The sequence below is a fragment of the Pseudomonas triclosanedens genome, assembly GCF_026686735.1.
Classification (GTDB): Bacteria; Pseudomonadota; Gammaproteobacteria; order Pseudomonadales; family Pseudomonadaceae; genus Pseudomonas; species Pseudomonas triclosanedens.
Window position 1 is genome coordinate 4,330,692 of record NZ_CP113432.1, and the last position, 19,439, is coordinate 4,350,130.

The window sequence follows — 19,439 nt, forward strand, 5'->3', positions numbered from 1 at the left end:
TGGGAGCCTTCCGGCTCAGGCGATACGCCCGAGCAGTTCACGCGCTTCCTGCTGCTGGTTGTCATTACCCTCGGCGAGCACTTCGTCGAGGATGTCGCGGGCGCCTTCGGTATCGCCCATATCGATGTAGGCCCGGGCCAGATCCAGCTTGGTCGCAGCCTCGTCAGCCCCCGAGAGGAAGTCGAACTCATCCTCCTCATCCGCATCGACAGCGGTGTTGGCGGCACCTGGCTCAACCGCCGAAAAGACGTCATTCGACGCCGGCGGAGCGACTTTCGGCTCGTCAACATCGCCAGCCAGGCGATCCAGCTCGGCGCTCACTTCGTCCAACTGAGCGGCGAAGCTGTCGTCGGCCCTGGCCGCCCCCGGCTCGTCACCCGGCAGGGACAGATCGAAGTCATCCGGCAGGTCGGCAATCGGTTGCACCGGCTTGTCTTCCTTGTCGAAGGAAAACTCTTCCGCGCTGACGCCGGACAACGACGCAGTGTCGTCTTCCAGGCCGAGCAGGAAATCATCTTCGGCGCTTGCCGGCTGATCCTTATCCAGGTCCAGGGCAAAGTCCGCCAGATCATCGGACAGGGACACCTCGGCAGGCTTGGCTACCGACTCTTCACCCAGATCGAGGTCGAAGGCGAAATCGTCGCCGGCCTTCGCCGCTGCGGGGGCATCGAAGGAAAGATCGTCGTCCAGATCGAAGCCAGTCAGCGACAGATCCTCGTCCTTACTCTCGGCCGGGGCGGCAGGCTTGTCCCCACCGAGATCAAGATCATCCAGAGCCAGGTCAAACGCATCGTCCAGATCGCCAGCCTGCGGGGCAGGCTCTGCCGCAGCGGCTGCCGGAGCAGGAGAATCCAGGGTCAGATCGTCGAGACTGAAGCTGTCGAGATCGTGGTCCGCGACGGCTGCCGCCCCCGCCGCACCGACTGCCGCCAAGGCAACCATGCCCGGATAGCGGGACTTCAACTGCTCGACCTGGCTGTCGGCGCCACCGATTTCCCGCAGTTCGTTCTCCTGGCGTGCAAAGCCTTCGCGATCACCGATTTCGGCATAGACCTCCATCAGCTTGAGACGCAGATCGGAACGCTGCGGTTCATCGTAAATCGCGCCCTGCAGCAACTCGGCCGCCTGGTTGAAGCGACCATAGGCAATGTAGATATCCGCCTCGCCAAGCGCATCGCTTGTCTGGGCGGCGACGCGCTCGGGCGCGGCCTGGGCCGGCGCGGCCACTTCTGCAGCCTGCGGAACGTCGAAGGAATCCAGATCGGAACCGCCCAGATCGAGATCATCCTCCAGGCCAGGCTCGGACACGGCAGCCTCGGCCTCCAGTTGCTCCTGCTCCCTGGCAGCCTTGCGACGGGAAATCACCATCAGGACGACCAGCAGCGCCAGCAAGGCGCTACCAGCAATTGCACCCAGCCATACAGGGTTGGCCAGAATTTCGTCGACGATACTCGGCTCTGCCTGCTCGACCGGAGCGGGGGTCGGCGCTTTCGCGGCCTCGACCGGCTTGGGAGTCTCAGGTGCCGGCTGCGGGGCAGGAGCGGGAGCTGGCGCTGCATTCGCCTCGGGCTCGACAGGCTGCGCCGGTGCGGCGGACTGTTCGGTGGCAGCAGGCTGGGCAGGGGCAGCCACGGAAGCATCGCCTGCAGGAGCAGCACCTTGCGGCGCATTGCCCAGGTCGTTCTGCAGCTTCGCCAATTGAGCGTCCTTGAGCTCAATGAGCTTCTGCAACTTCTCCATCTGGCTTTGCAGGTCGGTCATGCGGCTTTGCAGCTCGTCGTTCTCACGGCGAGTGGCATCCAGACTTTCCTTGGTAACAGCGAGCTTCTCGGAAATGGCCTTGCCATCCTTGCTGCCCTTGTCGCCACCCTTGGCGGCCTTGCCGTTCTCGCCGGAGACCAGACGCAGGTTGTCCTTGGCCTCGGCCTCGGCGGGAGCCGCACCTGCGCTGGCGCGCTGAGTGGCATCCAACTGGCGGGCCCCTCCGGTGGGCAAGCTGCGGCCTTCCCGCCAGGCAGTGTACTGCTGGTTGACCTCGGTAACGGCGTCGGCCTGGGAGCGGGACTTGATCTGTTCGGCATCAGGCAGACGCAGCACCTGACCACTCTTCAGACGGTTGATATTGCCGCCAAGGAAAGCGTCGGGGTTGAGATCCTGGATTGCCAGCATGGTCTGCTGGACCGAAACGCTGCCGTTCGGACGGGCGCGAGCGGCAATTTCCCAGAGGGTATCGCGTGAGTTGGTGCGGTACTCGCCACCTTCCAGGCGGCGCGATACCGGGGTGGAAGCGGGCGCAGCCGGACGCGGTGCTGGTGCGGAAGCCTGGCGCGGCGCGGCCGGATACGGTTGGCGGGCTGCCGGCGCAGGTGCAGCGACCGGAGCTCGGGGAGCGGCGGCAGCAGCGGTCTGCGGGGAATAAAGAGGCGGATCGAGAAGAATGGTGTATTCGCGCAGCAACCGGCCATTCGGCCAGAGGACCTCGACCAGGAAGTTCAGGTAGGGTTCCTGAACCGGGCGATCCGAGGTCACGCGGATGACACTCTTGCCGTTCGGTTTGATGATCGGGGTGAACTTGAGGCCGGTGAGGAAGTACTGGCGATCGACGCCCGCCTTATTGAACTCTTCCGGCGAAGCAAGCTTGGGAATCACCTCTCCCGAGGCCAGGTCACGAACTTCGACGAGGTCGATTTCGGCATCCAGCGGCTGGTTCAGTGCCGAGCGCAGGTGGATGTCCCCCAACCCCAGTGCATGCGCCATGCCCGTGGTCAATGCCGAAGCAGCCGCGATTGCCTGCACCAGTTTACGAAGCCGGACCATAATTTAATCCCTTGTTTTAATAGCTTTTTTCTGGATTAGAGCGATGTCTATCGGGTGGTCGCTGCCCACGATACCTGCTGCTTTCACAGCAGGATGCCCCCTGTCAGCGCCGGACCCAGCCAGTATTGCCAAGCTAGAATACTTCTTCAAATATTCGGTAAGTATCTTTTACAGATAGTGTTTTATCAACAATTCGGCCAAGTTCACAGCATTTAGCGCTGCGCCTTTTCTCACATTATCTGACGCAATCCACAAATTCAGTTCGCACGAATCGGTCAGACCTGTACGAAGGCGTCCGACATACAGCGTATCCTGCCCAAGCGCATCGCCGATGACAGTCGGGTAATCGTCTTCGAGCTGCTCGATCCCCTCGGAAGCCTCCAGCGCAGCCCGCACCGCCTCAAGCGAAACGGGGCCTTCCGTTTTCAACGACAGCATCAGCACATCGCCGAAGAAAACCGGCGCCAGGGAACAGGTGACACTCAAGCCTTCGCGCAGCGCAGGGAACAGCGCGGAAAGTTCGCGCGCCATACGCCGCTCTAACGCCGAATAGCCCTGCTCATCCACCGCCCCAACCTGGGCAAGCATATTGAAGGCATATTGCCGATCGACCAGTTTCGGCTCCAGCGGACGCGCATTGAGCAGCTCTGCGGTTTGCCGCGCCAACTCCTGAACGCCTTCACGCCCAAGGACCGATGCAGAAAGGCAGGCGGTGACGCTCAACTGACGAACCTTGAGCACGTTTCGCAAAGCGGCGAGCACTTCGGCAACTTCCGCCGCAGGCGCACAGGGCGCAGAGATACGCACCGGCAGACTCGGCTGCGCCAGCAGTTCAGCGTTGGCTGCCGGCAGCACGGGCAGCCCACCGGCGCCCTGGGATGCACCACTGAGATCGATCACACTGCAACCCGCGGCCATCGCCTGCTCGGCAGAGGCCTGCGCGACATCCGCAGTGGTCGAAAGAAACGCCAGGCGGACCTTGGCGAAGTCAAAGTCGGAGAGATTGCCAACGCGGAGATTGCGGCCCCGGAATGCAACGGACTTGCCGGCGGACTCACCGGTGGCCAGGAGATACAGGGTGCCTACGGGAAAATCTCGCTCTTGCAGCAGCTCGACCAGTGCCTCGCCAACAAGTCCGGTGGCACCTACTACGGCGATGTCGATGGTTTCAGGCATCCAGTGTCTCGCGATCTCAGGTGGGGAAAACTGCGCAGCACTTTACTTCCCCCCCAGCGACGAGGCAATCGAGCGCCCCGCCGCCTATCGCCGCAGGCACTTAGTGTTGCGGTGCCGCTTCCGCCGATTGTGCGGCCACGACCGGCTCGCCCCTGGTTGCCGCGGAGGCAGACTTATCCTCGTTACCCGCAGCGGGCTTGCCTGCTTTGTCCTGTTCAGCCAGTCGGGCGATCAGGCCCGCAATCTGGGCATCCTTCAACTCAACCAGCTTGTTGAGTTTTTCCATCTGGCTTTGCAGATCGGCTATCCGGCTGCGCATTTCCTCGCCCTCGCGGCGCGCGCTGTCCAGCCCTTCCTGCAAGACAGCCAACTGCTCGGCGTCGGCCTTGTCTTTCACGCTGGTCCTGCTTCCGGACACCAGGCGCAGATTGTCACGCGACTCGGCGCTAACAGGCGCGAACCCCGCCTCGCTCTTCTTCGTCGCATCCATCTGCCGCCCCTGTGGCAACGCGGCCTGGCGACGGGCATTCCACTGGCCGTTCTGTGATTCGATCCGCGCAACCGCCTGAGCATGGGTCTGTGCACGCGCCTGCTGCTCGTCCGGAAGGCGCAACACCTGGCCGACCTTCAGCCGATTCACGTTACCATCGACGAAGGCATCGGGGTTCAGTTGCTGGATTGCCGCCATCGTCTGCATTACCGAGACACCGGACGACGGGCGATTGCGCGAGGCGATGTCCCACAATGCATCGTTGCGCTGGATGCGATAGGTGTCCGCAGAGGCGGCGACGGGCGCAGGCGAGAGCTGGCGAGACGCAACGGATACCGGCACGGTGGCGGACGATTTGGGCGGAGAGACCGGCGTGGCGACATAGCTCGGCGGGTCGAGCAGCAGCGTGAACTCCCGCACCAGGCGTCCCTGGGGCCACACTACCTGCAGTACGAAATTGACGTAGGGCTCCTGGATTGGCCGCGAGGAACTCACATGGATGACGCCCCGGCCATTCTTGCCAACATCGGAGCTGAAGCGCAGGCCGATCACCACCTGGTTGCGATCCACCCCCAGGCGCTCGAAGTCCTGTTGCGATGCGAGGCTGACCACTACATCGTCCGAGGTCAGATCGCCGACACCGCGAAGTTCGATATTCGCCGACAGGGTCTGGCCGAGCGAAGCCCTGGACGAGATTTCCCCCAGTTCCAACGCACTGGAAACGCCAGGCATGAAGGCCGAGGCAATAGCCGCCGCCAACAAGAATCCGTGAAACCGAGACATCCTCTCCCCCGCTGCAGTATTCGAATGGCCGACGCGAAAGGGCGCGTCGAAAACTATCCCAATGGGACGGGCTGCGAGGATAGCGACTGGTTCTCCGCTGCATTTCCGGGTCCGTCACAGAAAACTTCGAAACCGCCGCCAAATCACGGCAATGCGCCAGGCTTCGAGCGCATTTGTGCAGGAGATCACTTGCCACAGAAAGCACGACGCCGGCTCAAGGCCGGCGTCGCAGGTACAACGAGGGAGAATCAACGCTCCAGCAGGATACGCAACATACGGCGCAGCGGCTCGGCAGCGCCCCAGAGCAACTGATCGCCGACGGTGAACGCACCCAGGTATTGCGAGCCCATGTTGAGCTTGCGCAGACGGCCGACCGGAACGCTCAGGGTACCGGTGACTGCGGCGGGAGTCAGTTCGCGCATGCTGACCTCACGCTGGTTGGGAACCAGCTTGACCCAGGGATTGTGCTGGCTGATCAGGCCTTCGATATCGGCCATCGGCACATCCTTGTTCAGCTTGATGGTCAGCGCCTGGCTGTGGCAACGCATGGCGCCGATACGCACGCAGATGCCGTCCACCGGAATCGGGTTCTTGAAGCGGCCGAGAATCTTGTTGGTTTCCGCCTGGCCTTTCCACTCTTCGCGGCTTTGGCCATTGGGCAGTTCCTTGTCGATCCACGGAATCAGGCTGCCGGCCAGCGGAGCACCGAAGTTCTCGGTCGGCAGGGCTTCGCTGCGAATCGCCTCGGCGACCTTGCGGTCGATGTCGAGAATAGCGCTGGCCGGGTTGGCCAGGTCGTCGGCAACGGCTGCGTTGATCGCGCCCATCTGCTTGATCAGCTCACGCATGTTCTGCGCGCCGGCACCGGAGGCCGCCTGGTAGGTCATGGCGCTCATCCACTCGACCAGACCGGCTTCGAACAGCCCGCCCAGCGCCATCAGCATCAGGCTGACGGTGCAGTTGCCACCGATATAGTTCCTGGTGCCGGAGTCCAGTGCAGTGTCGATGACCTTGCGGTTCACCGGATCGAGGACGATCACCGCGTCATCCTGCATGCGCAGGCTGGAAGCGGCGTCGATCCAGTAGCCCTGCCAGCCGGCTTCGCGCAGCTTGGGGAATACTTCGCTGGTGTAGTCGCCGCCCTGGCAGGTCAGGATGACGTCGAGGGTTTTCAGTTCCTCGATGCTGTAGGCGTCTTTCAGGGTGGCAATGTCCTTGCCAATGGACGGGCCTTCGCCACCGACATTGGAGGTGGTGAAGAACACCGGCTCGATCAGGTCGAAGTCCCGCTCTTCCAGCATCCGCTGCATGAGCACCGAACCCACCATGCCACGCCAACCGATCAGACCTACACGCTTCATCGCTACTACACCTTCATATATTTAGAGGGCCGTCGCTCCCGCTCTGCCACGAAAGGCCGGGAGCGAGCGAACCGGAGAGATTACAGATTCCGCAGCGCGGCGACTACCGCATCGCCCATTTCGCGGGTTCCGACTTTCTTGCAGCCTTCGGACCAGATATCACCGGTGCGCAGCCCCTGGTCGAGCACCAGGCTGACAGCCTTCTCGATGGCGTCGGCAGCGGCGCCCTGGTTGAAGGTGTAACGCAGCATCATCGACACCGAGAGGATGGTCGCCAGCGGGTTGGCGATGCCCTGGCCTGCGATGTCCGGCGCTGAGCCGTGGCACGGCTCGTACATGCCCTTGTTGTTGGCATCGAGGGAAGCGGACGGCAGCATGCCGATGGAACCGGTGAGCATGGAAGCCTCGTCCGACAGGATGTCGCCGAACATATTGTCGGTGACCATCACATCGAACTGCTTCGGTGCGCGCACCAGTTGCATGGCGGCGTTGTCGACATACATGTGCGACAGCTCGATGTCCGGGTAGTCCTTGGCGACTTCCTCGACCACTTCGCGCCACAGTTGGCTGGAAGCCAGGACGTTTGCCTTGTCCACCGAGCACAGCTTCTTGTTGCGCACACGGGCCATGTCAAAGCCGACGCGAGCAATGCGACGGATCTCGCTCTCGCTATACGGCAGGGTATCGTAGGCCTGGCGCTCGCCATTCTCCAGAATGCGCTGTTCGCGCGGCTGGCCGAAGTAGATGCCGCCCGTCAGTTCGCGAACGATGAGGATGTCCAGGCCGGCGACCACTTCGGGCTTCAGGCTGGAAGCATCGGCCAGTTGCGGATAGAGAATCGCCGGGCGCAGGTTGGCGAACAGGCCCAGTTGCGAGCGGATTTTCAGCAGACCGCGCTCCGGACGGATATCACGCTCGATCTTGTCCCACTTCGGCCCACCAACGGCACCCAGCAGCACTGCGTCGGAGTTGCGCGCGCGCTCCAGGGTCTCGTCGGCCAGCGGCACGCCGTGCTTGTCGATGGCGGCGCCGCCGATTACATCGTGGTTCAGCTCGAAGCCCAGCTCGAACTTGTCGTTGGCCAGTTCCAGGACCTTGACCGCCTCGGCCATGATTTCCGGGCCGATACCGTCGCCAGGAAGAACCAGAATCTGTTTGCTCATTTCTCTGCTCACTTTTAAAAGTCGCTTGGCAAAAAACGTAACGCTCCGAGCGGCCCAAGCCACCCGGAGCGATCAAAAGACTGATCTCAGCGTTCGACCCAGAGCACCAGCACGTCGGTGCTGAAAGAACCCTCGGCGTCGATCTCGAAATACTCGCGCACCTCGTCGCCCACCGAAAGCTGCAGGGCACGAATGGCCTGGCGCATCACTTCCGGGGTGCGCATGCGCTCGACCCATGAGGTGAACTCCAGGCGCAGGCGCTGGCGCTTGGCGGCAGTCACCGCAAGCCCTGCTTCGCCGACCAGGCGCGCCCACTCCGACGGGGAGTAATCGCGCACATGACTGGTATCACGCAAGACTTCGACAGTCTGCAGATGGGTGTCCAGCAACGGCAAGCCTGGCGCTGCGACATCGATGAAGCAGGCCGCACCACCCGGCTTGAGCACCCGGCGCACTTCGCGCAGCGCCTGGCCGACGTCCCGCCAGTGATGTGCGGAATAGCGGCTGAAGACGAAATCGAACTCGCCATCCTCGAACGGCAGGCGCTCGGCAACGCCACAACGCGTGGAGATGTTGCCCAGGCCGCGCTCGGCGGCGGCCGAGGCCACCACGTCGAGCATTTGCTGGGACAGGTCGTAAGCCACCACTTCGCCGGCCAGCGGCGCAACGTTGAAGCTCACGTGCCCTGCCCCGCAACCAAGGTCCAGAACGCGCGCACCGGTAGTCGCCGACAGTCGCTCGCGCAGTTGGGCGAATTCTTCACCCTGGGAGTGAACAGCGCTGGTCAGGTAGGCATTGGCCTGTGCACCGAACTGGCGCTGAACCACTTGCTCGTGGCGACTTTCGGTCATGACATTCTCCTTCAGTGGCGGCGCGACGCCGATCAGGCGTCGCGGAACAACCAGGGTTGGCGTTGCTTGTAGCCGGTTTCGAAGTTGCGAATGGAATCGGCGTCCTGCAGGGTCAGGCCGATGTCATCCAAGCCATTGAGCAGGCAGTGCTTGCGGAACGCATCCACTTCGAAGCGGTACTGTTTGCCATCCGGACGGGTCACGGTCTGCGCAGCGAGGTCAACGGTCAGTTGGTAACCCTCGGTGGCTTCGCACTGCTGGAACAGCTCGTCCACTTCTTCATCCTTCAGGATGATCGGCAGCAGGCCGTTCTTGAAGCTGTTGTTGAAGAAGATGTCGGCGAAGCTCGGTGCGATCACGGTGCGGAAACCGTACTCGTCCAGCGCCCACGGCGCGTGCTCGCGGGAAGAACCGCAACCGAAGTTCTCACGGGCCAGCAGCACGCTGGCACCCTGGTAGCGCGGAAAGTTGAGGACGAAGTCCTTGTTCACCGGGCGCTTGGAGTTGTCCTGGTTGGGCTGGCCCACGTCGAGGTAGCGCCACTCGTCGAACAGGTTCGGGCCGAAGCCGGTGCGCTTGATCGACTTGAGGAATTGCTTGGGGATGATCTGGTCGGTGTCGACATTGGCGCGGTCGAGCGGTGCGACGAGACCGGTGTGCTGGGTGAATGCTTTCATCTCGGGTCTCCTCAGGCCTGCATCAATTCACGTACGTCGATGAAACGACCGGTCACTGCAGCCGCGGCAGCCATCGCCGGGCTCACCAGGTGGGTACGGCCACCAGCGCCCTGGCGGCCTTCGAAGTTGCGGTTGGAGGTGGACGCGCAATGCTCGCCGCTCTCCAGGCGGTCCGGGTTCATCGCCAGGCACATGGAACAGCCCGGTTCACGCCATTCGAAGCCGGCTTCGATGAAGATCTTGTCCAGGCCTTCCTGTTCCGCCTGGACCTTGACCAGCCCCGAGCCCGGCACCACCAGCGCCTGCTTGACGGTGGCGGCGACCTTGCGGCCCTTGGCCACGGCAGCGGCGGCGCGCAGGTCTTCGATGCGCGAGTTGGTGCAGGATCCGATGAACACGCGATCGAGCTGGATATCGGTGATCGCCTGATTGGCATTCAGACCCATGTACTTGAGCGCGCGGACGATGGAGTCGCGCTTGACCGGGTCGGTTTCCACGGCCGGGTCCGGCACGTTCTGGTCGACGGCCAGGACCATTTCCGGGGAAGTGCCCCAACTGACCTGCGGCTTGATGTCCTCGGCACGCAGCTCGACGATCGTGTCGAAGTGCGCATCGGCGTCGGAGACCAGATTGCTCCAGGCTTCCACGGCCTTGTCCCAGTCGCTGCCCTGGGGCGCGAACGGGCGGCCTTTCACGTAAGCGAGGGTCTTGTCGTCGCAGGCGACCATGCCGACACGCGCACCGGCTTCGATGGACATGTTGCAGATGGTCATGCGGCCTTCCATCGACAGGTCGCGGATGGCGCTGCCGGCGAACTCCAGGGCGTGGCCGTTGCCGCCGGCGGTACCGATCTTGCCGATCACTGCCAGCACGATGTCCTTTGCGGTCACGCCAAAGGGCAGCTTGCCTTCCACGCGAACCTGCATGTTCTTCATCTTCTTGGCGACCAGGCACTGGGTGGCGAGCACGTGCTCCACCTCGGAAGTGCCGATGCCGTGGGCCAGCGCACCGAACGCACCGTGAGTCGAGGTATGCGAGTCACCGCAAACCACGGTCATGCCCGGCAGGGTTGCGCCCTGCTCCGGGCCAACCACATGGACGATGCCCTGGCGGACGTCGTTCATCTTGAATTCGAGGATACCGAAGTCGTCACAGTTCTCGTCCAGTGTCTGGACCTGGATGCGCGACACCTCGTCAGCGATGGCATCGATGCCGCCCTTTCGCTCGGCCTGGGTGGTCGGCACGTTGTGATCGGGCGTCGCGATGTTCGCGTCGATACGCCACGGCTTGCGACCGGCCAGACGCAGACCTTCGAAGGCTTGCGGCGAAGTCACTTCGTGCAGGATGTGGCGATCGATGTAGATCAGCGACGAGCCATCGTCACGGCGCTTGACCTCGTGCATTTCCCAGAGTTTGTCGTAGAGCGTCTTGCCAGCCATCAGAGAGTCCTCATCAGCGTCTTTCTATGCCCCTAGGGCTTGTGTGGCTGATGCTATGGGTTGCAACCGAATAACTCAAATTCATATTTTTTATTCAAAGGATTCCCAACAGGAATACGAGTGCGATATAAGAGTCGAGCACCACTTCCTGCCGCAGTACGGAGCCGTCATGGACCTGACCAGCCTGAACACTTTCCTCGCCATTGCCGAGTCCGGCAGCTTCTCCGAAGCAGGCGAGCGCCTGCATCTGACCCAGCCCGCCGTAAGCAAACGCATCGCAGCCCTGGAAAGCCAGCTCGGGGTGCGTCTGTTCGACCGTGTCGGCCGCGAAGTGACCCTGACCGAAGCCGGCCGCGCGCTACTCCCGCGCGCCTACCAGATTCTCAACGTGCTGGATGACACGCGCCGCGCCCTGACCAATCTCAATGGCGAAGTCAGTGGCCGGCTGGTGCTCGCCACCAGCCATCACATCGGCCTGCATCGCCTGCCGCCACTGTTGCGCGCTTTCACCAAGGCACACCCGCAGGTGGCGCTCGACATTCAGTTCTGCGACTCGGAAGTAGCTTACGAAGAAATTCTGCACGGCCGCGCCGAACTGGCAGTGATCACCCTCGCGCCGGAAACCGCGGAGCCCGTTCGCGCCGTGCCGGTATGGGACGATCCGCTGGACTTCGTCGCCGCCCCCGAGCACCCCCTTGCCATGCAGGGACCGGTCTTCCTCGCCGACGTAGCCCGGCACCCAGCAGTATTTCCCGGCGGCAACACCTTCACCCACCACATCGTGCGGCGAATGTTCGAAGCGGAGGGGCTGACGCCGAACATAGGCATGAGCACCAACTATATGGAGACGATCAAGATGATGGTTTCCATCGGCCTGGCCTGGAGCGTGCTGCCGCGCACCATGCTCGACGACAGCGTGGTACGCCTGCCGCTGCAGGACATCCAGCTCACTCGCGAACTGGGTTACATCCTGCACACCGAACGCACGCTATCCAATGCGGCACGGGCGTTCATGGCCCTGCTGGACGCCCAGGCGGCCGGGCTTGCGCCCGTCGCGGCGTAACCTCTATTGTTCTGGCATAACTAGAAGAACAAGGGGCCCGAATGCCCGTCCGCACGCTGTTTCGCGACTGCCTTCCGAGTCGTCTCGGCTTCATTCCGGGGAGCGACGCATGACCCGATACTCCTCCTCGTCCCTACCCGAGAACGACGGACAGGATCAGTTCGCCAAGGCCTTCCATACCGGCCCCGACGCGATGGTCATCACCGATCGCGACACCGGCCGCTTCCGCGAGATCAACACCAGTTTCACCGAACGCTTCGGCTGGAGCCGCGAAGAGGCCATTGGCCGCACCTCACTGCAACTCGGAATCTGGCGCAACCAGGATGATCGCCAGCGGATGCTCGACACCATCGCCGCCACGCAGCGAATCGATGGTTTCGAAGTCACCCTGCTCACCCGCTCCGGCGACGAACGCAGCGCACACGTCTACGGCTGCCAGATCGAGCTGCGCGGCCAGGTATGCCTGGTCCTCACCATCCGCGACATCACCCGGCTGCGCGCTCAGGAACAGGCACTGCGCGACAGCCAGGAACGCCTCGACCTGGCGCTGGACTCCGCCCAACTGGGCATCTGGGACTGGCATATTCCCAGCGGCATGCTCTTTGGCTCGATCCGCGCCGCGGTACTCCACGAGCTGCCGGCACGCGACTTCCATGGCCCCTTCGGTGAGTTCTTCGCCTGTGTCGACGAAGCCGACCGCAGGCGCATGCGCCAGGCGTACGCGCGTCTGACCAAGGGCCCGGAAAACGACTATCAGTTCACCTACCGCGCACAGCTCGGCTCCGGCGAGGTGCGCTATCTGGAAAGCCGCGCCCGCCTCTACCGAGACACCGACGGACAGCCGCTGCGCATGGCCGGCACGCTGCTCGACATAACCGAGCAGGTCCTGCGCGAGCGCAGCCTGGAGGCCTCCGAAGAGAAATTCGCCAGCCTGTTCCAGGGCAGTCCCGACCCTATTTGCGTCTCGCGAGTGCGCGACGGCGAATTCATCGAGGTCAACCCGAGTTTCTGCAGTACTTTCGGCTGGCAGGCCGAAGAGGTCATTGGCCGCTCCTCGCATCAACTGACGTTCTGGGCAGACCACGGCCTGCGCGAACGGCTGTTCGAGCAACTGATGCGCGACCACTCGCTGCAGAACGTCGAAGTACAGTTTCTCACCCGCGACGAACAGACCATTACCTGTACCGTCGCCAGCCGGCTGATCTGGGTCGACCGGCAACTGTGCATTCTCTCCACCTTCCGCGACGTCACCCGGCGCCTGCAATCGGAGGCCGATCTCAAGGCCAGCCAGGAGAAGTTCTACAAGGCATTCCACTCCAGCCCGGACGCGATCACCATTACCGAGCGCGATAGCGGTCGCTACATCGAGGTCAACGAGGGATTCCACCGCCTCACTGGCTACCGGCCAGAAGAGGTAATCGGCCAGACCTCGGTGAGCATCAACATCTGGGCCGACCCCGAGGAACGCCTAAACATGATCGCCGCGCTGAAACGCGACGGCTTCGTGCACCACCTGGAAATGCGCGGACGTCACCGCGACGGCACGATCAAGACGGTGGACGTCTCGGTCGAACAGATCGAACTGGGCGGCCTTGACTGCCTGCTACTGACCGCACGCGATACCAGCGAACTGCGCGCGGCGGAGGCCCGTATTCAGCACCTGGCGTACCACGATGCCCTCACCGACTTGCCCAACCGCGCCCTGTTGATGGATCGACTCAAGCAGCAGATCGCACTGCTGCAGCGCCACAACCTGCGAGGCGCGCTGATGTTCCTCGACCTGGACCATTTCAAGCATATCAACGACTCGCTGGGCCATTCGGTAGGCGATGCCATCCTGCAGATGGTCACGGCGCGCCTGGAAGCCAGCGTGCGCCAGGAAGATACCGTGGCGCGGCTTGGCGGCGACGAGTTCGTGGTGTTGCTCACCGGTATCGACGGAAGCCGCATGGAGACCGCGCGCCAGGTCCGCCAACTGGCGGAGAAACTGCGCGATCTGCTGGCCGAGCCGATGCTGCTCGACGGCCACCGCCTGCAGATAACCCCGAGCATCGGCATCGCACTGATCCCCGACGACGGCGCGACGCCCGAAGACCTGCTCAAGCGCGCCGACATCGCGATGTACCGTGCCAAGGATGCCGGACGCAATACCGTGCAACTGTTCCACGCCTCGATGCAGAAGGCCGCCAGCGAACGCCTGCGCCTGGAGAGCGGCCTGCGCATGGCCATCGCCCGCCGCGAGTTCAGCCTGCACTACCAGCCGCAGATCGATTCCCGCGGCTCACGCATCATCGGCGCGGAAGCACTGCTGCGCTGGGAGCACCCCACGCAAGGGCCGCAGTCGCCCGCCAGCTTCATTCGCGTGCTGGAAGACAGCGGGCTGATCATCGAGGTAGGCCACTGGGTGATCGAGGAAGCCTGCCGCACCTGCGCCCGCCTGCTGGCGGAGGGTCGGATCGCCGTCGACGAATTCAGCCTGAGCGTGAATATCAGCCCCCGCCAGTTCCGCCAGAACGACTTCGTCGAACGCGTGCTGGAGAGTCTGCACAAGGCAGGGTTGCCCGCCAGCCTGCTAAAGCTGGAGATCACCGAAGGCATCGTCATCCAGCAACTGGACGACACCATCGCGCGGATGCTGCGCCTGCGCCAGGCCGGCGTGCACTTCGCGATGGACGACTTCGGTACCGGCTATTCATCGCTCACCTACCTCAAGCGCCTGCCGGTGGATAGCCTGAAGATCGACCAGAGCTTCGTGCGCGATGCACCCAACGACAGCAACGATGCCGAAATCGTCCGCGCCATCATCGCGATGGGTCACAGCCTCGGCCTCGAACTGATTGCCGAAGGAGTGGAAACACCGGAGCAACTGGCACTGCTGGAAGAACAGGGCTGCCACACCTACCAGGGCTATCTGTTCAGTCGCCCCGTTCCGTTCGACGACTTCGTCGCCCTGTTACCAGACGGAAAAACGAAAAGGGCGCCCTGAGGCGCCCTTTTCATTGCAGTGGCTATCAACCTTCCAGCGCCGGACGCTGGCCGTTGATGGCGATCCGCTTGGGCTTGGCCTCTTCCGGAACGATACGCACCAGTTCAATGTTCAGCAGGCCGTTCTTCAACGAAGCGCCCTGGACCTCGATATGGTCAGCCAGGCGGAACGACAGCTTGAACGCACGCTGGGCGATACCCTGGTGCAAGTAGGTCACACTCTCGGAAGCCTTCTCGCGCTTGCCGCCGTTGACGGTCAGCACACCGCGCTCCACTTGCAGCTCCAGATCGTCTTCCTGCAGGCCGGCGGCGGCGATGACGATGCGGTACTGGTCGTCACCATGCTTTTCGACGTTGTAGGGTGGGTAGGAACTGCCGCTCTCGCTGCGCAGCGCGGACTCGAACAGGTCGTTGAAGCGGTCGAAGCCTACGGACTGGCGGAACAGAGGGGCGAGGGAAAGGACATTACTCATGGCGAATCTCCTGAATAATCAGCAAGTTTTTTCTGGAGCCTGTCTTCAGTACTCCGGTGCGGGACCCGTCTTCGGCCTCCCGCAGGAACATAGATTGGGATGGCGGAATCCATTTCAAGTCCCACCACGATCCAGGAGCTCCTCATGGCCAATGTCATGCTGATCACCGGTGCCAGCCGCGGCATCGGTGCCGCCACCGCCCTCCTCGCTGCGGAACGCGGCTACCGCGTGGCGATCAATTACCGCCGCGAACGCGAAGCCGCCGAGGCGCTCGTAGCGCGAATTCGCGCGGCGGGCGGCAGCGCACAGGCGTTCGCCGCCGACGTTGCGAACGAGGACGAGGTGTTGCGGCTGTTCCGGGAACTCGACGAGACCTTTGGGCGCCTCGATGTACTGGTGAACAACGCCGGCATCCTGGAGCGCCAGATGCGCCTGGAGGAAATGGACACGAGCCGCCTACTGCGAGTCTTCGCGGTGAACGTGACCGGCACGTTCCTCTGCTGCCGCGAGGCGATCAAGCGCATGACGCACCGTCATGGCGGCAGCGGCGGAAGCATCGTCAACGTGTCATCGATGGCCTCGCGCCTGGGCTCACCCAACGAGTATATCGACTACGCAGCCGCCAAAGGCGCGGTGGACAGCATGACCATCGGCCTGGCGAAGGAGGTGGCAGGCGACGGCATTCGGGTCAACGCCGTGCGCCCCGGGTTGATCAAGACCGAGATACACGCCAGCGGCGGCGAACCGGGACGAGTCGAACGCCTGCAATCAGCGATTCCGCTCGGCCGCGGCGGCGAAGCGGAGGAAGTAGCGCGGGCGATCCTGTTCCTGGCGTCGGACGAGTCCAGCTACTGCACGGGCAGCTTCATCGACGTCAGCGGCGGACGCTGAACGTTGCCCTATTGAATCCAGCTGTAATGGACGAAGCTGCGGCACTCATCGACAGGTTCTTGCGACGCTCGATGGCTATCGCTGCGGCTCCATCCTGCGGACCATTCGATAGAGTCGCTCCTGCAGCAACGCCACCCGCGACTCAGGCCGCTTCGTCGATCTCGACCCGCATCAACTGGTCGATCAGCTCGCAATCGTGCTCGCGGCGCACCTGGGCGAACAGCTCCAGCGCTTCCGGGTAGCTGCGGGTCAGCATGCCCAGCCACTGTTTCAACCGGCCCGGCGCATAGCGCGGTGCCAGCTTGTGCCGCGCCTGGCGCCAGAAATCATCGAGCAGCACGCGCACCTCGGACCAGGGCATCGGCACGATTTCGCGGCCATCGCGCCAGGCGGCGATCTGCCGAGCCAGGTCCGGGCGCGAAACCAGCCCACGTCCCAGCATGATGTCCGCTACACCGCTGACCGAACGGCAACGGTGGTAATCATCCAGTGTCCACACCTCGCCATTGGCGAACACCGGCACCTTCACCGCCTCGGCCACCTTCGCCACCCACTCCCAGTGCGCCGGCGGCTTGTAGCCGTCCACCTTGGTCCGCGCATGCACCACAACGTGCGCCGAACCGGCGTCGGCCAGGGCGCGGGCACAGTCGATGGCGCCATCCGGGCTGTCGTAGCCCAGGCGCATCTTCGAGGTCACTGGAATGTGCGCAGGCACCGCACGACGCACGGTCTCGATGATGGTGAACATCAACTCCGGCTCCTTGAGCAGCACCGCACCACCACGGGAGCGATTCACCGTCTTGGCCGGACAGCCGAAGTTCAGGTCGATCACAGGGGCGCCCAGCTCGCACGCCTGCACGGCGTTCTCCGCCAGGCACTGCGGGTCGGAGCCGAGCAGTTGCACGCGCATCGGCACGCCGACGCGCGTGCGGCTGCCGTGCGCCAGTTCCGGGGCGAGCGCCAGGAACGCCGACGGCGGCAGCAGTCGGTCATTGATACGAATGAATTCGGTGACGCACCAGTCGATGCCGCCGACGCGGGTCAGCACATCGCGGAGGATGTCATCAACCAGCCCCTCCATCGGGGCCAGGGCGATCTGCACGAAAGGCGAGCCTCGGGCAATTGCGGGGCCGCGGATTGTAGGGAATGCGCCGCGCCGGGAAAAGCGCGACGCGATGAATCACGCACGCTCGGCGGGCAGCAACGCCCTGCCGTAACCCTCGATGAACTCAGCCGGCATGCGCTTGGGCCGGCCACTGGAGAGCTCGATGCAGACGAACGTGGTCTGTGCGCGCAGCAGGGTCGAGGCATCCGAAGGCCGCATCAGTTGGAAGTGCCGGGTCATCCGCAGGCGCTGATCAGACTCGACGATCCAGGTGCCCAACTGCAACTGGTCGCCCTCATAGGCGGCGGCCAGGTAGTCGATCTCATGGCGCACCACGGCCATCGCCCGGTCCAGCCGGCGATACTCGGCCAGATCCAGCCCCAGGCTCTGCGAATGGCGCCAGGCACAACGCTCCAGCCAACTGACGTAGACCGCATTGTTGGCATGCCCCAGACCGTCGATATCCTCGGGCTTGACCTCGATATCGATGACAAAGGGATCGGGTAGCTGCCAACTCATGCGGAGTGCTCCAGGCTTGCGGCCAGATCGCGTGCTTCGATGGCCAGTTGAGTGATCTGGTCCCAGGCGCGGGCGCGTACCAGGCTGGGCGGTGCGATCCAGGTGCCGCCCACACAGGCAACATTGGGCAGCCTGAGGACGTTGAGCAGATTTTCCTGGGTGATCCCCCCGGTCGGGCAGAAACGAATTCCGGTGAACGGCCCCTTCAGGCTCTTGAGCATCTTCACCGCACCGGTGCCGTTGGCCGGGAACAGCTTCAGCGAACGGTAACCGTACTCCAGCGCCACCAGCACCTCGGACGGCGTCATCACGCCTGGCAGGAAGGGCATCTTCGCGTCTTCAGCAGCCGCTACCAGGCGTGGCGTGCAACCCGGACTGACAGCGAACTGGGCACCGGCGTCGCGCGCTTCCTGGAACTGTTCGGTGTGAATCAGGGTGCCGGCGCCAAGAATCGCCTCGGGCAGCTCGCGGCGGATTTCCACCAGCGCATCCAGGGCTTGCGGGGTTCGCAAGGTGATTTCCATCACCCGCACGCCGCCAGCGAATAGCGCCCGAGCCAAGTCAGCCGCCAGCGCCACGTCATCGATCACCAGAACCGGCATTACCGGGCGCGCCTGCTGCAGCACCCAATCCATCGACAGACTCATTTCACCCCCCAATTCAACCACCGACCGTGCGCCAGGTTCGCGCTCCGGGGTGCCCGGCAGTCTACGCCACCCCGCCGGCACTGACGACCCGCAGAGTACAGCCGGGCAACGAAAACGGCGGTCCAGGACCGCCGTCTCGACAAAGGTTTGCCGCTCAGGACGCCAAGGCGAATACCATCGGCTGCTCGGCATTTTCCAGCAGCTCAAGGACGGCCTCGCTCAACGCCGAATCGGACAGCAGGCGATGGTGCCCGCCAGCCGGAAGACGCAGCAGCCGGCTATTCGCCCAGCTCGTATGGATTGCCTGCGCCTCGCTGACCGGCACCTTCGGATCATCGTCGGCATGCACCACCAATCCCGGAATACTCAACTGGTAGCGCGCGACGTCGAGCTGCTTGACTGGCATGCCCGCCTGACGCTCAACCCTGCGAATGAAGCGCGAGCGCGCTTCCGGCGGCAGGCCGACAAAATCGGCGAATCTGCGTAGCACCGAGATCACCTTGGCGGGGGCGGAGATCGTCACCAGGGCATCGGTCCGCAACCCCATCTGGGTCGCCAGCAAGGCACTGGCGCCACCCATCGAGTGACCGATCACGGCCCGCAGCGGCGGCAGCTCGGCGGCCGCCTCCAGCAAGGCGCGGGCGAACAGCACCGGATCGGCCTCAAGACCAGGTGAGCGGCCATGAGCCGGGCCGTCCAGAGCCACCACGCCGTAGCCGGCGCCGACCAGGTTCTCGATCAGTGCCGCGAACTGGGTCGGCCTACCTTCCCAGCCGTGCATCAGCAGCACCGCCGGGCCGTCGCCCCAGCGCAGTGCTGAGAGGCCGAAACGCAGAGTGATCCGCTCGGAACTGGCCAGCAACGGCAATTCCCAATCGCGCGGCGGATGTTCCCGAGGCGTCATGAACACCTCGCGCATGCGGTCGGCGGCCCACTGCGGAGCGATTCGCCCCAGAGTGGCATTGATACCTCTAACCCAGGCCAGGCTGCTCATTCCAG

Annotated in this window: 16 protein-coding genes; 3 read left to right on the top strand and 13 right to left on the bottom strand. The window is 63.5% G+C overall.

What is annotated here, in order from left to right:
* Positions 1-15: 15 nt before the first annotated feature.
* The 8 genes from OU419_RS20070 to leuC form a co-directional block, all read right to left on the bottom strand.
* On the bottom strand, positions 16-2,817 hold the full coding sequence (locus tag OU419_RS20070) for a FimV/HubP family polar landmark protein (protein ID WP_254474814.1): 2,802 nt from the start codon (positions 2,815-2,817) through the stop codon (positions 16-18).
* Positions 2,818-2,985: 168 nt separating this feature from the next.
* Positions 2,986-3,993, bottom strand: coding sequence for an aspartate-semialdehyde dehydrogenase (locus OU419_RS20075; RefSeq protein ID WP_254474813.1), 1,008 nt, complete (start codon positions 3,991-3,993; stop codon positions 2,986-2,988).
* 100 nt (positions 3,994-4,093) lie between these two features.
* The gene (locus tag OU419_RS20080) at positions 4,094-5,242 is read right to left on the bottom strand and encodes a type IV pilus assembly protein FimV (RefSeq protein WP_254474812.1); all 1,149 of its coding nucleotides are present in this window, start codon (positions 5,240-5,242) and stop codon (positions 4,094-4,096) included.
* Between the two features lie 272 nt (positions 5,243-5,514).
* Positions 5,515-6,627, bottom strand: coding sequence for an aspartate-semialdehyde dehydrogenase (gene asd / locus OU419_RS20085; protein WP_254474810.1), 1,113 nt, complete (start codon positions 6,625-6,627; stop codon positions 5,515-5,517).
* A gap of 80 nt (positions 6,628-6,707) precedes the next feature.
* The gene (gene leuB / locus OU419_RS20090; RefSeq protein WP_254474808.1) at positions 6,708-7,790 is read right to left on the bottom strand and encodes a 3-isopropylmalate dehydrogenase; all 1,083 of its coding nucleotides are present in this window, start codon (positions 7,788-7,790) and stop codon (positions 6,708-6,710) included.
* 86 nt (positions 7,791-7,876) lie between these two features.
* Entirely contained in the window at positions 7,877-8,641 is a 765-nt protein-coding gene (locus OU419_RS20095; RefSeq protein WP_254474806.1) for a class I SAM-dependent methyltransferase, read from the bottom strand.
* A 32-nt stretch (positions 8,642-8,673) separates the two neighbouring features.
* Positions 8,674-9,318: a 3-isopropylmalate dehydratase small subunit gene (gene leuD, locus OU419_RS20100; protein WP_254474804.1), complete on the bottom strand. Its 645-nt coding sequence runs from the start codon at positions 9,316-9,318 to the stop codon at positions 8,674-8,676.
* Between the two features lie 11 nt (positions 9,319-9,329).
* Entirely contained in the window at positions 9,330-10,757 is a 1,428-nt protein-coding gene (gene leuC / locus OU419_RS20105) for a 3-isopropylmalate dehydratase large subunit (protein ID WP_254474802.1), read from the bottom strand.
* A 169-nt stretch (positions 10,758-10,926) separates the two neighbouring features.
* On the opposite strand from leuC, the gene OU419_RS20110 reads away from it, so the two are divergent.
* Positions 10,927-11,820 carry a LysR family transcriptional regulator gene (locus OU419_RS20110; protein ID WP_254474800.1) on the top strand — a complete coding sequence of 298 codons (894 nt, stop codon included), beginning with the start codon at positions 10,927-10,929 and terminating at the stop codon, positions 11,818-11,820.
* Between the two features lie 109 nt (positions 11,821-11,929).
* Positions 11,930-14,806 (top strand): sensor domain-containing protein, encoded by a 2,877-nt coding sequence (locus OU419_RS20115; protein WP_254474798.1) that lies wholly within the window; start codon positions 11,930-11,932, stop codon positions 14,804-14,806.
* A gap of 25 nt (positions 14,807-14,831) precedes the next feature.
* On the opposite strand, the gene OU419_RS20120 is transcribed toward OU419_RS20115, so the two are convergent.
* A complete protein-coding gene (locus tag OU419_RS20120) occupies positions 14,832-15,278 on the bottom strand; it encodes an Hsp20 family protein (protein ID WP_254474796.1) in 447 nt (148 codons plus the stop codon).
* Between the two features lie 144 nt (positions 15,279-15,422).
* Between OU419_RS20120 and OU419_RS20125 the strand changes: the two genes are divergently transcribed.
* Entirely contained in the window at positions 15,423-16,169 is a 747-nt protein-coding gene (locus OU419_RS20125) for an SDR family oxidoreductase (RefSeq protein ID WP_254474795.1), read from the top strand.
* Between the two features lie 142 nt (positions 16,170-16,311).
* On the opposite strand, the gene OU419_RS20130 is transcribed toward OU419_RS20125, so the two are convergent.
* The 4 genes from OU419_RS20130 to OU419_RS20145 form a co-directional block, all read right to left on the bottom strand.
* Positions 16,312-17,271: a tRNA dihydrouridine synthase gene (locus tag OU419_RS20130; RefSeq protein WP_254474794.1), complete on the bottom strand. Its 960-nt coding sequence runs from the start codon at positions 17,269-17,271 to the stop codon at positions 16,312-16,314.
* Positions 17,272-17,349: 78 nt separating this feature from the next.
* A complete protein-coding gene (locus tag OU419_RS20135) occupies positions 17,350-17,793 on the bottom strand; it encodes an acyl-CoA thioesterase (RefSeq protein WP_254474793.1) in 444 nt (147 codons plus the stop codon).
* Positions 17,790-18,440: a bifunctional 4-hydroxy-2-oxoglutarate aldolase/2-dehydro-3-deoxy-phosphogluconate aldolase gene (locus OU419_RS20140; protein ID WP_254474792.1), complete on the bottom strand. Its 651-nt coding sequence runs from the start codon at positions 18,438-18,440 to the stop codon at positions 17,790-17,792. The genes OU419_RS20135 and OU419_RS20140 overlap by 4 nt, the downstream gene beginning before the upstream one ends.
* Before the next feature lie 154 nt (positions 18,441-18,594).
* Positions 18,595-19,434, bottom strand: coding sequence for an alpha/beta fold hydrolase (locus tag OU419_RS20145; protein ID WP_254474791.1), 840 nt, complete (start codon positions 19,432-19,434; stop codon positions 18,595-18,597).
* Between the last annotated feature and the right edge of the window lie 5 nt (positions 19,435-19,439).